Origin of the sequence: Polaribacter sp. MED152 (assembly GCF_000152945.2) — a bacterium.
In the GTDB taxonomy this organism is placed as follows: Bacteria; Bacteroidota; Bacteroidia; order Flavobacteriales; family Flavobacteriaceae; genus Polaribacter.
In genome coordinates this window covers 726,957-742,181 of the sequence record NC_020830.1, presented here as the reverse complement: position 1 = coordinate 742,181, position 15,225 = coordinate 726,957, and the positions used below count along the sequence as shown (strand labels likewise).

Genomic DNA, 15,225 nt, shown 5'->3' with positions numbered 1-15,225 from the left:
AAATATTGAGTTATGTTTAAAAGCACTTTACAACAGATTTTTCTATTTTTAGTTACCCTTAGTTTAGTTTATTATTCTGGTAAACACTTAATGTCTCAGAATGGATTAGAATCATTTTTAGATTTTGGAGTTGGTATGGTTTTCTTCTTTTCTTTTATCTTTTTTATGAATTATTTCTTAAGATTAGGGAGCAAACTAGTTAATTCTGTTGGGTATTAAATGCCCAAAGAGGTAAAAAGGTTTTTTAAATTAGGATCTGAAGGTCTAGGTGCATTTGCATCAACAATATTACCTTTTGGATCTATCAAAATAAACCTAGGAATGGTATTTATTTTATACGCTCTTTGAAAAGAAAAGTCTTTTCCAGACCATAAGTGAACACCACTCATATTTTTGTCTTTTACAAAGTTTCTCCATTTTTTTTCTGCGGCTTCCCAAGATCCACCACTTCTTTGAGATTCGTCTGTAGAAATACTTACAAAAGCAATGTTTTTATTTTTATACTCCTCTTCTAATTTCTGCAAGTAAGGAATTTGTTGAATACAAGGACCACACCAAGTTGCCCAAACATCTATGTAAACAAACTTTCCTTTAAATGAACTTAAAGACTTTGTACCACCTTTAATATCTATATAATCTGTAAATACTGGTGATGGATTTCCTTTACCCATGGTTAAGTTTTCTTGAAAAGCATTCTCAAAATAAGCAACCATTTGTTCATTTTGTTTTTTTATAGAAGCATAGAAGGCAGAATCTAAGTTATTGTAAGAGTTTAAAATACTGTCATATTCAAACTTTATTTCATTTACTCTTTTTTTAAATGCAGCTTCTTCTAGTTCTATAACATCTTGTGGATTTCCTATACTTTGACTTTGTTGTATTTGCGCTAATACAAAGTTGCTGTTTTCAGCTCCTTTGCCAGAAAAGATAAAACTTTCCATAAATTGATCTGCATCACCTTTTAAAGTAATATCATAACCGTTTTTTAGAAATATAGGTGCTCTATTGTTAGGATTTGTAAAAAGCGTGTAGATCTCACCTTTGCTAGAGTTTAATTTTAAAGTATCATTAAATACACCATACTCATCTATCTTAATTTCTTTAAGAACACCAGTATTGTTAGCAATAGATAAAATAGTGTCTTTACTATTTTCTAAACTTCCTGAAAGCGTTACAAAATTATTTTCTGTTGGGTTTGCACATGCAGTTAATAGAAGTGCACTAAAGGCTAGGAGTATAAATTTATTCATCTTTATATTTATATATGTTACAAATATAAAATTTTGGTAGCAGATATTGGCTATTTGTTAGCTTTATAAGAGGTATAAAAAAGTAAGCGTCGTTTTAAATTAAAAAACGACGACTTACCAAGTAAACTAATAAAACCAAGTATTAGTATAATTATTAGAGTTAGCTATTCTAATAAAGTTGTTATAAAATTAAATATTATTATTGATAAAGTGATGATAATTTTTACAAATGATAATCCTTTTACAAAGCTCATTTTTGGTTGGTTTAAAGAAATCTAAAGGCTTAAATAAAGCCTTTAGAAAACTATTTTGGTTGATTGATAATTTTATTAATTGGCTGAAATACTTCCACCAGAGGTAGATGATTTTTGAACATTTTTTGGTTTTCCTTTATAATCAATATCTCCACCACTTGTTGCTCTAGCATCTAAACTTACAGATGCGTATATGTTAATGTCTGCTCCACTAGTAACGTTTACAGTTACATTTTCACTTCTTAACCCATAAGCTTCTATAGATGCACCACTTGTTGCACTAGAAGTATGGTTAATTGTAGAACCATTTAGCTCTATATCAGATCCGCTTGTTGCAGTGCTTATCACCGAATTTGCATTTAATTCAATATCTATATCTGCACCACTTGTACAAATTACATTGATATTTTTTACATTTAATTCTTCTTCAGTAACAACATCAGCACCACTTGTGGCAACTAAGCTTGTTAAGTCTTTTACAGTTACATAAACTTTTTTAGCTTTTGCATTCCAAATATTCTTTTCTGAATAAATTTTTAATTCACCATTTTCAACTTCAGTAAAAATAATTTCATGCAAATTTTCATCTGATTCTAAGGTAATTTTATTTTCATTGCCTTGAGACAAATATAGATCTAAGCCAGTACTAACTTTAATTTTAGTAAAGTCTTCAGATACAGTTCTGTCTGCAACTTCTACATTTTTATTTCCGTTAACACTATTCATCATGTTCATATTACATGAGCTAAGCATTAAGGTTACTGCTAAAAAGAATACGATTTGTTTTGAGATAGATTTCATAATAGTTGATTTTTATTTGGTTACGAGTCAAATGTCTTACAATAGACGCTAATTATTAAAGAAAAGTTGCCCAGTTGTAGAATTAAAGTACTGAAGTGTTAAATCACTTCAATACTTTTTTCTTTTACAATAATTTCTATCTTATCATCTTCATTTTTTTCCTCTTCGTTTATTATTTCTACTTTCGAATTCGAAATACAGTCTGTACAATCTAAGGTAGTTTCTGTCATAATAAAGTGGTGTTTAGGCATATCTCTATCTCTAATATCTCCTGTATTTTCTACATCATATAAGAAATTACGAGTACTATTATCAAAAAAGACAGTTACACCTTCTGGAATAAAAATGGCAATGTTAATTTTCTCTTCTTTCCAAATATTTTTAAAATCAGATAAGAAATAAGCATCCAATACAATAGTGTTGTCTACAATCTCAAAGTCATATTCTATTTTTTTAGAATTGTTTTTGGCAGATACTTTATTTCTACCTCTAGATTCTTTTTGAATAATCATATAACTTTTGTCAGAATTACTTTTTTCTACATTTACATTGATGTAACTAGAGTAAACTTTCTTTTCGCCATCAATTAAAATTTCTTCTTTGCTAGAACTTCTTCTTAAGTTATGACGATAAAGTATAGTATCATCATTTATCATTTTAATAGCTAAAGTATCTTGTGCAACAAAGTTTAATTCATTTTTTTCTGTTGATATTCCATAGTTTGAGTGTGAAGATCCAAACTCAATTCCAGTAAATATCATCGCTAATAACGATAAAATCCAAATACCTAAAAGTGTTAATGATGTTGGCTTATTCAGTTTTTGTACGTTACTAGATAATATTCTTAGACCTAGAATAAATAATACTAAAAACGGAATACCTATTAATAAAAAAGAACATAATGTTAACAACCAAACAGGTAAAATTGCATCGTGAAAGAATGGAGGATAGGTAACAAAATCTCCATCTACATTTAACCATTCTAAGCTTCCTACAGAAAACCCTCCTATAATAAGAGATAAAATAACAGCAGCAGAAACAAAAATGATAATTACACCAATAAACTTACCAATAACTTTAAAAACGGCTAAGATAATTTTACCAATAGTGTCAAAAAAGTCACTTGCTCCATTATTTTTTGTTGTCTTTCCCGAAAATGTTTTGCTCATTTTATCAGAAAATTCGTTGGCACCTTCTTTTAATTTTTCTGATGCTTGATTGGCAACCACTCTTACATTTTCTGAAACATTGTTAAATTCTTCACGAATTTTTTTCTCAATATTATCAATGTTTACAGGCTCACCTTCCATCTGCAATTTTTCTGCAGTGGTTTTAGCTTCAGGTAATAAAATCCAAAGAATAATGTACAATATTACACCAAAACCAGCTCCAAAAAATAGGGCTAACAAACCAAGTCTAATCCAAATAGTATCAATATCAAAATAGTGAGCAATTCCAGATGCTACACCACCCAAAAATTTATCATCACCATCTCTAAAAAGTTTTTTACCAGAGGCACTATTTCTTTTATACGAATAACTAGAATCGCTATAAGCTTCTTCAGCATCTGCATAATCTTCTGGTTGCCCCATAATTTTAATTACATCATCTATATCACCTTCATTTACTACTTGTCTAGCATCTGTAATTTTTTCAGATAAAAGTTCACTTATTCTTGCTTCTATATCTGCAATAATTTCATTTTTACCTTGAGGATCATCACTCAAAGACCTAGAAATAGACTCTAGATATCTTTTTAATTTTTGATAGGCAACTTCATCTATATGGAAGAAAAATCCGCCTAAATTTATGTTTATAGTCTTATTCATTTGTAGTTGATTTTTTGCTAGTTACTTGGTTAACTGAGTTTATTAAGCTGTTCCATGTTTTATCTAATTCTTTTAAAAACATGCCTCCATTTTCTGTTAAAACGTAGTATTTTCTTGGTGGTCCAGAGGTTGATTCTTCCCATCTATAAGTTAGTAAACCTGCGTTTTTTAAACGAGTTAATAACGGATATATGGTTCCTTCAACCACAATCATTTCTGCACTTTTAAGCGATGATAGAATTTCAGAAGTATATGCATCTCCACTATTTAATATAGATAAAATACAAAACTCTAAAACACCTTTTCGCATTTGTGCTTTTGTGTTTTCAATCTTCATGTATTGTGATTTATTTTATGAATTTTATGGTGCAAGGATATTTATAACCTTCACCTTCTTTCGCCTTTAGGCTTGCAATAATAACTAGTGCAATACCTATGATATAAATTATTGTGGCAACAGAGCCTATACCTAAAAAGCCAAAAAAGTTTGGAAAATCTATATTTAGATGAAAGTCGTTAAAACTTCTTCTAAAAAAAGAGCCAAAAGCAAAAGGTATAAAAAGAATAGAAATTAAAAATACATACAGTGTGTAGCTGATGTTAAAGTTGATGGCTTCTTTACCTTGTTCATCTAAATACAAACTTCTATCTTTTAAGGTTTGCCAAGCAATAAGGGGAGTAATGATGTTACCAAATGGAAATATAAAACCTGCAAATGCAGATATGTGTATTAAAAAAGCATTGGTACTTTCGTTATTTTTTTTCATGGTTGATGATTAATATAATACTTGCTTATACAAATATATATCTTTTAAAAGGTATTATGCAATACATAGTACTGTAATTAACATTTCTTTAACATTTGTACTTTTACAAATCTTACAGTTAAAAGTGGTACATTGCTAACAAATTCAGTACTTATGAAGATTACACCGAAGAAAATTAATGCTTTTATGCTTTTTAAGCTTCCTTTAGGATATTTATCAGGTATGAGAGTTAAAGAGTTAGATAACCAAAAATGTGTAGTAACTATTAAGCACAGGTGGATGAATCAAAACCCTTTTAATAGTATGTTTTGGGCTGCGCAAGGTATGGCTGCAGAAATGAGTACAGGAGTTTTGGTAATGCAAGCCATAGAAAATTCTAAAAAGAAAGTTTCGATGTTAGTAACACATCAAGATGGAAATTTTTTTAAAAAAGCTACAGGCAAAATTGTTTTTACTTGTAATAATGGTAATGAGATAAAAGACGCCATAGAAAAATCGGCAGAAACAAAAGAAGGTCAGGTTGTTAATTTGGTTGCAGAGGGTGTAAATTCAGATGGAGTAGTGGTTTCTAATTTTACGTTTCAATGGAGTTTAAAGGTGAAATCATAATTTAATAATACTATAAAAAAAAGGGATCATATTTGTATGATCCCTTTTTTTTATGACAATATAGTTTAGTTAGTTTTTTACATTAAGTAAATACTTACTAAAACTCTTTCCATTAATTTTTGTGTATTTAGAGTCTATATCATAGCCCACATTCATATTAGAAATATCAAAATCACCTGATACATTCATATATTTAATATTTAAGTCTTCTTCGAAGTTTACATTTCTAAAAGATACACCGTCTTTAAACTTTGTATATTTAAAAATTGCTGAATCTTCGAATACAGAACCTGCAAAACTTACATTTCTTCTAAATTCTGAATATTTAAATGTTGAAACTTCTACAAATTTTGTGTTCTCAAAAGAAATTTCTCTATCAAATTTAGCATATTTAAAGGTAGTATCTTCAGAAAAAATACTTCCAGAAAAATCTGAATCACTATCAAAGTCAGAGTACTTAAACATTGCTTTACCTTCAAAATTACAATTGGTAAAAATAACAGACTCCTCAAAATCGGCTGTAAATGTATAACCTGAGTCTTCATCTGGTATATAAGCCAAAACATCATCTCTAAAGACACAGTTTGTAAAAGAAATTTTTACATCTATATCTTTTTCTATAGAGTTAGAGTAATTTCCATTACCCCACCAACTATTTTTCTTTTTTCTCTTTGGTAATTTCTTCAAGGCCTCTTCCATATAAGTAAAGTCTAAAGTACCAACAATAGTTTTGTTAGTGTAGTTTATATCTTTTCCGTTTGCAATGTCTTCCATAATTGTGGCTGCATCAATTTTGTTTTGCGCAGTTAATGAAAGTGATAAAAAAAGGATTGTAAGTAAAGTAAATTTAATTTTCATCTTGTAAAGTTTTAATCTGTTTCTATAAAGACCAATTAGAATTTGAATTGTGACAGTTGATCAAACTTTAGTTAAAAATAAGTTGTTTAATTAAATAATCAAGAGATGAAAAATCCTTAAAAAACGGAGTAAAAATTGGGATAAAAAAAAGAGACTGAAATAAATCAGTCTCTTTGTTTTATTAAATAAGTCATTCCCCCAAATCACTAATTTAATTTTTCGATTGCGAAGTTAAGAAAAATCAAATTTTTAAACAAATGTGAATCAAAGTATTTAGGAGACTAATACTATTTAAATTGCCTTTTCATTACTGTAAATTTAATAACCAGTTTTTAGCATTTACAAAAGCTTCAAGCCAAGGTGTAACTTCATCTTTTCTATTTGCTGGATAATTGGCCCAATTCCATTGAAACGTAGAACGCTCTATATGTGGCATAGTTACTAAATGTCTTCCTGATTTGTCGCACATCATTGCTGTGTTAAAATCAGATCCATTTGGGTTATTAGGATATCCTTCATAACCATATTTAGCACAGATGTTATAGTTGTTTTCTGTTTCTGGCAAACTGAATTTACCTTCTCCATGAGAAATCCAAACTCCTAATTCTGAGCCTGCTAATGATGACAACATTACAGAATTGTTTTCTTGAATTTTAACAGAAGTAAACGAACTTTCATGTTTTTTAGAATCGTTATGCACTAATTTTCCATGAACTTTATGATCTGGGTTAATCAAGTCTAATTCCATCCATAATTGGGCACCATTACAAATACCAACAGATAAGGTATCTTCTCTTTCAAAAAAGTTTTTAAGCGCTAAATTTGCTTTTTCATTGTATTTAAAAGCACCAGCCCAACCTTTTGCTGAACCTAAAACATCAGAATTTGAAAAACCACCAACTGCACCAATAAACTGGATATCGTCTAAAGTTTCACGACCAGAAATTAAATCTGTCATGTGTACATCTTTTACGTCAAAGCCAGCCAAATACATGGCATTTGCCATTTCACGTTCTGAGTTAGAACCTTTTTCTCTAATGATGGCAGCTTTTGGCTTATTCTTATCAATTTTCGGTAACTTTCCTGTAAAGCTTTCTGGAAATTTATACGTTAATGGCTGCTTTTTATAATTATCAAATCTATCTTGTGCTAAGTTATTCGCAGTTTGTTTCTGATCTAATAAGAATGATGTTTTGTACCAAACATCTCTCATTTCAGCAACATCGAAAGAGAAATTATCTTCGTTATTTTTAATAGTGATTTTACCTGAATTGTTTGCTGTACCAATAGTAAAGAATTCAATATTATTTTCTGAAAGAACTGTTTCTGCAGAGCTATCTGCTTGAAAAACAATTCCTGAATTTTCAGAGAATAAAACTTTGATAGAATCTTCTTCGTTTAAGGATGATAAATCAAAATCTGCGCCTAAATTTACATCAGCAAAACAAAGTTCTAATAGTGTAGTTATTAATCCTCCTGAAGCAACATCATGCCCAGCAACAATTTTATCATCTTTAATTAACCTTTGAATTGTATTAAAGGTATTACTAACAAACTTAGCATTTGTTACATCTGGAGCCTCGTTACCAATAGCATTTAAGACTTGATTGAATGAGCTACCACCTAATTTAAAATTGTCTTGAGAAAGGTTTATGTAATAGATGTTTCCACCATCAACTTGTAAAACAGGTTCAACTACTTTACTAATTTCGTTACAATTGGCAGCAGCAGAAATAATTACAGTTCCTGGAGATATTACATCTCCATCAGGATATTTTTGTTTCATTGATAAAGAATCTTTTCCTGTAGGAACATTAATTCCTAAATCAATCGAAAATTCTGAAACTGCTTTTACAGCTTTATACAAACGTGCATCTTCACCTTCATTTCTACAAGGCCACATCCAGTTTGCAGATAAAGAAACCGAGTTTAAATTATCTTTTAAAGGTGCCCAAATAATATTTGTTAATGCTTCTGTGATAGAATTTCTACTCCCAGCTTCTGGATGAATTAAGCCAGAAATAGGAGAGTGCCCAATTGATGTTGCTACACCTTCTTTTCCATTATAATCAAGAGCCATAACTCCGACATTATTTAACGGAATTTGCAATGGACCAACACATTGTTGTTTAGCAACTTTACCCCCCACACATCTATCTACTTTATTCGTTAACCAATCTTTACAAGCTACAGCTTCTAATTGTAAAACCTGCTCTAAATAAATTTTTAAGTTTTTAGATTTATATCTCGGGTTTTTATAATTTCTAACAACAGTTTTGTCTGTCATTATCGTTTTTGGTGATGAACCAAACATGTCTTCTAAAGCTAAATCCATAGGTTTTTCTCCTGTAGTTTTAGATTCAAAAGTAAACCTGTCATTACCTGTAACATCACCTACTTTATAAATTGGAGAACGTTCACGCTCAGCAATTTTTTGTAACGTTTCTATATGTTTTTCTGGTATAACTAATCCCATTCTTTCTTGAGATTCGTTACCAATAATTTCTTTTGCAGATAACGTTGGGTCTCCAACTGGTAATTTGTCTAGGTCAATTTTACCACCTGTATCTTCTACCAATTCAGAAAGACAGTTTAAATGACCTCCTGCACCATGATCGTGAATAGAAACAATGAAATTATCATCACTCTCCACCATTCCACGAACTGCGTTTGCAGCACGTTTTTGCATTTCTGGATTTGATCTTTGTACAGCATTTAACTCAATACCTGAAGCAAATTCACCAGTATCTGCAGAAGAAACTGCAGCACCACCCATACCAATCCTGTAGTTTTCACCTCCAAGAATTACTATTTTATCTCCTTCTTTTGGTGTATCTTTTAGTGCTTGGTCTGCTTTACCATAACCAATACCACCTGCTTGCATAATTACTTTATCATACCCTAACTTTCTTGGTTTAGCATCACTTGAAGCAGCATTTTCTTCATGTTCAAAAGTTAAAACTGAACCTGTAATTAATGGTTGACCAAATTTGTTTCCAAAATCTGAAGCTCCATTAGATGCTTTTATTAAAATATCCATGGGTGTTTGATACAACCAATCTCTTGCATCAAACTTATTCTCCCAATACCTATTTTCTTCTAAACGTGAATAAGAAGTCATGTAAACAGCTGTACCTGCTAAAGGTAAAGAACCTTTTCCTCCAGCCAATCTATCTCTAATTTCTCCTCCTGAACCTGTTGCAGCCCCATTAAAAGGTTCTACTGTGGTTGGAAAGTTGTGTGTTTCTGCTTTTAAAGATATTACTGATTCAAAATCTTTAGTTTCGTAAAAATCTGGTTTGTCTGCAGTTTTAGGTGCAAACTGAACAGCTTTAGGGCCTTTTATAAAGGCAACATTATCTTTATAGGCAGATACAATATCGTTTGGATTTTGTTTTGAAGTTTCTTTAATCATTTTGAATAAAGAAGAAGGTTGTTCTTCACCGTCAATAACAAAAGTTCCGTTAAAAATTTTGTGTCTACAGTGTTCTGAATTTACTTGGCTAAAACCAAAAACTTCAGAGTCTGTTAATTTTCTTCCTATTTTTTCTGATACATTTTCTAAATATTCAACTTCTTCAGTACTTAGAGATAAACCTTCTTTAGCATTGTATGCTGCAATATCATCAATTTCTAAAATTTGCTCAGGTTGAATATCAATGGTAAACATTTCTTGATTTAGACTACTGAATTTTTCTGAAATCATCGGATCAAAATCTGTAAAGTCTTCAGATACAGCATTAAATTCTTCTATTCTTAGAATATCAGAAATACCCATATTTTGAGTTATTTCTACAGCATTGGTACTCCAAGGTGTAATCATTGCTGCTCTTGGACCAATAAAAAAAGCGTCTAAAGACGCAGATTCTATAATATTTTGGTCGCCAAATAACCAAGTCAGTTTTGCAATTGTTTCTGGAGTGAATTCTTTTGTTGTTTGAACAGCATAAACTTTGCTGTTTTTGTTTCCAAAGAAATGAATCATTTGTAGTCTAGATTTAAGGGTGTAAAGTTAAAATATTACTTACAAAAGGCAATTAAAATAAATGAATTATTTCAGAATTTGTAAACGTAATTATCAACAATATTTTTAGAATTATTTCTAGATATTCTAAAACAAAAAAGACGACTGAAATAGTCGTCTTTTTTTATTTGAAATTTTAATGCTACTTTTTAATTAGCTTTTTTGTGATTGAATTAGAGGCAGTATTACATTTGATTAAATAGACCCCTTTTGGTAATGAGCTAATATCTATGCTGTTTGTATTTGCATCAATTTTGTAATGCACCACAATTTTGCCTAATACATTGTAAATGTTTACGTTTATCTCTGTGTTGGTATTGATGTATAAAGTTCCGTTTACATTTGGGTTTGGATATATTTTAAAACTAGTCTTATTAAAACTTTCTGTAGATAAAACGGAAGACCAAATCTCACTCACATATTCTGGATGATCGATAAAAGGATTTCTATTACCTTGAAAATCATAAGCTTCATTGTTTCTTACTATTTCTCTTTGACTTACAGGGTCTTCTAGATGCCATTTGTATAATAATTGAATATACCATTGAGCATACACTTGATTATTTGTGCCATTTAATGGGTTGTTGGCAGAATCATTAGGATCATCCCAAGAACTATCAGTCACGTCATCTTCATAGCGAGTTGCAAAATAAAATAGCATTCTTGCAATGTCTCCTTTAAATTCGTCAATAGGCTCAAAAACAATACCTGAATAACCAAACACAGTATTATTTCCAACTTTTGATCCATTTAAAGAAGTGTGATTTGCATTTGTAACCTCTCCAAAAGGATAATTGCTTCTTCGTCCATTTACAGAACCATCAGTAGGTACTACATGATGAATATCTGTTCTCATGGGAGTTTGACTATTGAAAAATCCTTGAGGAAAAATATGTTCTCTATTATAACAATCATTCTCAGAGTTGTAATTACCACATTTTCTATCTCCATGTGTGTAATTATAAGGATCTGTTCCAGAAGGATTTTCTGAATACATATCTAATACAGTATTATCGTTTTCATAAAAACTATCTGTATCTGATGTTTCATAGGCATCATACAAAGCACCATAACCTTGATCTATGTGACCATTTTTAATGATATTTTTTAGTTGTGTTTTAAGAGTATAACCACTTCCAGTTGCTGAACTGTAATATCCTGCAGGGGCTTGTGCAAAACCGAAAGTTGCAAGTAAAATAAGTAATAAGAATAATTTATATTTCATTATTTTTTTATCAATTTTAAGATGAACCATTGGTTCTCTATTTTATATTTTAATAGGTAAAACCCTATAGGTAAAACTCTTAAAGAAATTTCGTTAGATACATTTTGTACTGATAAAACCTCTTTGCCTAAAGTGTTGTAAATACTAATTTCTGAAATTCTAGAATCGCTTTTATTTTGAATTCTCAAAACATCTTCAGTTGGATTTGGGTAAAAATGAATATTGTGTTCATTTGTAAAATCGTTTGTTGATAATACAATTGCACTATGTGTGCCAAAATCGCTGGCATCATTTTTATTAAAAACTTCCCATTCATTATCTAAATCGAATGCTGTATTTGGTTGAGAAATACCGCTTTTTCTTCTTAGTACTTTGTCTTTACCAAAGTTTGCTGAACCTCCATTATATGTTCCAATAATATCTATTAAAATACCATTTTTAAACAAACCTACAGGATCATTTCCATTAAAATTTATGGGTGCTCCAAAATTGGTGTCTCCATCATGAATTCGAATTGAATCAGCAATTTGAATTAAATAGTCCCCTGCATCTATGGCTGCTTGAGTTTTTGAAGAAGTATGTTCGCCAGCTGCTTCGTTGACTACCACATAAACATCTTGAGATTGTATAGTGCCAGCTAATGGCATTATCCATTCCCAATCAGCACCATTTAAACCTCCATTAGATTGTCTTGCCAAACTATAAGAACTTAAATCAATATCAGTATTGGTTAGATTAACGATTTCTATAGCTTTATTGTTACTTTCTCCTTCTAAATATTCAGAGAAAAATAATTCAGTAGCAACACCAGCACCATTTGTTGTAGACCCATTTATTGGACTTGATAATGCAGATTTGTTTCCTACATTATCTATAGCTAAAACTTCAATTTTATAAGTAGTATTTGCTGTTAAACTTGTTACTGTGTAGGTAACATCTGCTGTATTGCCATTTAAAACATTATCAACATACACCTCATACAAAGCTACATTTGTATTGTCTGTAGAAGCAGACCAAGAAACGATGAAAGAAGATTCAGTTTCGTTACTAATTACCAAGTTAGTAGGCACAGTTGGGGCCTCTATATCTTCTAAGGTTGTAACATTTAATACATTACTAAGAGTAGATGAGTTATTCGTAATATCTTTTGCTAATACAGCAAATGAGTAATTTGTATTTGAAGCTAAGTTGGTTATGGTTATAGACGTTTCTGAGGTTGCTATTTGTAGAACGTTATTCACATAAACATCATAACTTGTAACACCAATATTATCTGTTGATGCTTCCCAAGTAAGATCTACTGAAAACGTGGTAATATTTGAAGCTGAAAGATTTGTTGGAGCAGTAGGAACTTCATTATCTGAACTAGTATAAATACCCCAGGTATCTTCTGCATTGTCTCCACCCCAAATTCTAGTAGCCAATATTGGGTTGTCTATAAAAGGATTTCTATTTCCTTGTGCATTTTGGTTTGCAGTATTTTCATGATATGTATTTCTCTGCTTTTCAAAATCAGAAACAGGATCTTCTACATTCCATTTTAAAAACAAATCAATCATGTCATCTGGTGTAGCAGAATTATCTCCTATACCAACATTACTCATTAGGCACCTATCATCATACCTTACGTACATGTACATCATCATTCTAGCAACATCACCTTTCCATTCGTCTCCGGGATACCAGCCTCCATTAGACTGAATGCCTGAATTACCAGAGCCATCTGTAAATTTTCTGTTATTTCTTGATGAATTTCTTTGAGCATCTGCAGGTCTTAAATGATGGGCATCTGAACCTGGACCTGAATCTGATAATGCAGGAGTTCCTAAAGATTGTGAATAAACATGTTCTCTGTTCCAATCTCCAGATGCACCACTATTGTTATCTATTTCACGTGCTCTGTCATTAGTTACATCTGTGTCTGTACCATTTTCAAAACCGTAAATTAGCAGTACCTCTTGATTATTTTCTGGGTTTACATCTGTTGCTTTAGAAGCATCCCAAATTTGATCATAAAATAAGAATTGAGTGTGTGTACTTATTATTTTAGTAGCTAACTCCTCTTTTAAGGTTAAACCTGTTACGTTTAAATTTACATCATTGTAGTATGATTCTTGACCATAAAAACTAATGGTAAATAGGAATGTAAGGATAAGTAAAAGATCATTTTTTTTCATAAAATTGTTTTCATAGGGCATTAAACAATTTCTCTATCAAGCAAGTTTAGAGCTAGTAAAGTTTTAGATTTTTACTGTTTTTTCTCTAATAGTGCCATGTAAAATCCGTCGAAACCAGATTTATGAGCTAATACCTTATTGTCGCTTACAAAAGTAAAATCTTTTCCTGACTCAGATGTTAAGAATTCATTAACCTGATCTTGATTTTCTGATGGTAAAATAGAACAGGTAGCATATACTAACTTTCCACCTGGTTTTACCATTTTAGAGTAGCTTTGTAAAATTTCTTGTTGAACCTTTTTAATATTATCTATAAATTCTGGCTGTAACTTCCATTTAGAATCTGGATTTCTACGAATAACGCCCAAACCAGAACATGGAGCATCTATTAGTACTCGATCTGCTTTACCATGCAATTTTTTGATTGGCTTTGTAGAGTCAATAACCCTTAAATCTATATTATGAGCTTTGTTTCTTTTAGCTCTTACTTTTAATTTACGTAATTTACTTTCGTAAATATCCATAGCAATCACCTGACCTTTATTTTCCATTAAAGCAGATAAATGCAAAGTTTTACCTCCTGCACCAGCACAAGTATCTACCACTTTCATGCCTGGTTTAACATCTAAATAGGCAGCAACTAATTGAGAGGATGCATCTTGAACTTCAAAAAATCCATTATGGAAAGCTTCTGTTCTGAAAACGTTAGCACGTTCTTCTAAAATTAGAGCATCAGGATGATCAGGAACAAATTGCGTAATAACATTCTCTGTTCTTAACTTTTTTTGCAAAAGTTCTTTAGAAATGTTTAAAGTATTTGTTCTCAAAATAACTGATGCTTGCTGATTTAAAGCAGCAATTTCTTTGGTCCAAACTTCTTCTCCTAATTCAGAAACACATAGTTCATCCATCCAATCTGGAATTGATTCTCTAAATTTTCTAGTCTTAGAAAGCTCTGCAAATCGTCCTTTAATTCTTCTTTCAGGTACGTCACCTATTTGATTCCAATCTGGTAATTTAATACCTCTTAAAATACACCACACAGAAAATAATCTCCAAATGTTATCTCTATCATAGGGTACTTTAACTTCTGCAATTTCTGCATACAGTCTGTTCCAACGTACAATATCATAAATCGTTTCAGCAACAAATTTACGATCTCTTGCTCCCCAACGTTTATCTCTTTTTAAAGCTTTTTCTACGGCTTTATCTGCATAAACTCCTTCGTTAAATATATCTCTAATGCTATCAATAACAGCAAAAGTTAAGTTTCTGTGTAATCTCATTTTTTAGTAATCTAATAGAGTGCAAATATAGACGAATTATATAGTTAATGACGTTAATTTTAGTTTCATCTTCTAACATAAATAGTGATGTAAGAAAAATGAAAATATAACTTTTGGATATCAGAAAATAGGTGATTTGTTTAAA

Annotated in this window: 12 protein-coding genes; 2 read left to right on the top strand and 10 right to left on the bottom strand. The window is 30.8% G+C overall.

From position 1 onward, the window contains the following. Positions 1–12 precede the first annotated feature (12 nt). Positions 13–219: a hypothetical protein gene (locus MED152_RS03400; RefSeq protein WP_015480457.1), complete on the top strand. Its 207-nt coding sequence runs from the start codon at positions 13–15 to the stop codon at positions 217–219. On the opposite strand, the gene MED152_RS03395 is transcribed toward MED152_RS03400, so the two are convergent. The 5 genes from MED152_RS03395 to MED152_RS03375 form a co-directional block, all read right to left on the bottom strand. After that, positions 216–1,250, bottom strand: a complete 1,035-nt coding sequence (locus MED152_RS03395) for a TlpA disulfide reductase family protein (protein WP_015480456.1) — start codon at positions 1,248–1,250, stop codon at positions 216–218. The genes MED152_RS03400 and MED152_RS03395 overlap by 4 nt on opposite strands. Before the next feature lie 329 nt (positions 1,251–1,579). Further along, positions 1,580–2,305, bottom strand: coding sequence for a head GIN domain-containing protein (locus tag MED152_RS03390; RefSeq protein ID WP_015480455.1), 726 nt, complete (start codon positions 2,303–2,305; stop codon positions 1,580–1,582). Between the two features lie 98 nt (positions 2,306–2,403). Next, positions 2,404–4,134 (bottom strand): PspC domain-containing protein, encoded by a 1,731-nt coding sequence (locus MED152_RS03385; RefSeq protein WP_015480454.1) that lies wholly within the window; start codon positions 4,132–4,134, stop codon positions 2,404–2,406. Further along, positions 4,127–4,471 (bottom strand): PadR family transcriptional regulator, encoded by a 345-nt coding sequence (locus tag MED152_RS03380; RefSeq protein WP_015480453.1) that lies wholly within the window; start codon positions 4,469–4,471, stop codon positions 4,127–4,129. The genes MED152_RS03385 and MED152_RS03380 overlap by 8 nt, the downstream gene beginning before the upstream one ends. A gap of 10 nt (positions 4,472–4,481) precedes the next feature. Next, positions 4,482–4,901: a DUF4870 domain-containing protein gene (locus MED152_RS03375; protein ID WP_015480452.1), complete on the bottom strand. Its 420-nt coding sequence runs from the start codon at positions 4,899–4,901 to the stop codon at positions 4,482–4,484. 153 nt (positions 4,902–5,054) lie between these two features. On the opposite strand from MED152_RS03375, the gene MED152_RS03370 reads away from it, so the two are divergent. Then, a complete protein-coding gene (locus MED152_RS03370) occupies positions 5,055–5,510 on the top strand; it encodes a DUF4442 domain-containing protein (protein ID WP_015480451.1) in 456 nt (151 codons plus the stop codon). A 69-nt stretch (positions 5,511–5,579) separates the two neighbouring features. Here MED152_RS03370 and MED152_RS03365 read toward each other — a convergent pair whose 3' ends face one another. The 5 genes from MED152_RS03365 to MED152_RS03345 form a co-directional block, all read right to left on the bottom strand. Then, entirely contained in the window at positions 5,580–6,368 is a 789-nt protein-coding gene (locus MED152_RS03365; protein WP_015480450.1) for a pentapeptide repeat-containing protein, read from the bottom strand. Positions 6,369–6,675: 307 nt separating this feature from the next. Continuing rightward, positions 6,676–10,353 (bottom strand): phosphoribosylformylglycinamidine synthase, encoded by a 3,678-nt coding sequence (gene purL / locus MED152_RS03360; protein ID WP_015480449.1) that lies wholly within the window; start codon positions 10,351–10,353, stop codon positions 6,676–6,678. 181 nt (positions 10,354–10,534) lie between these two features. Then, a complete protein-coding gene (locus MED152_RS03355; RefSeq protein ID WP_041383835.1) occupies positions 10,535–11,617 on the bottom strand; it encodes an endonuclease in 1,083 nt (360 codons plus the stop codon). Then, a complete protein-coding gene (locus tag MED152_RS13370) occupies positions 11,617–13,794 on the bottom strand; it encodes an endonuclease (protein ID WP_238559156.1) in 2,178 nt (725 codons plus the stop codon). Before MED152_RS13370 ends, MED152_RS03355 begins: the two co-directional genes overlap by 1 nt. A gap of 71 nt (positions 13,795–13,865) precedes the next feature. Then, positions 13,866–15,080, bottom strand: a complete 1,215-nt coding sequence (locus MED152_RS03345) for an RsmB/NOP family class I SAM-dependent RNA methyltransferase (RefSeq protein WP_015480446.1) — start codon at positions 15,078–15,080, stop codon at positions 13,866–13,868. Between the last annotated feature and the right edge of the window lie 145 nt (positions 15,081–15,225).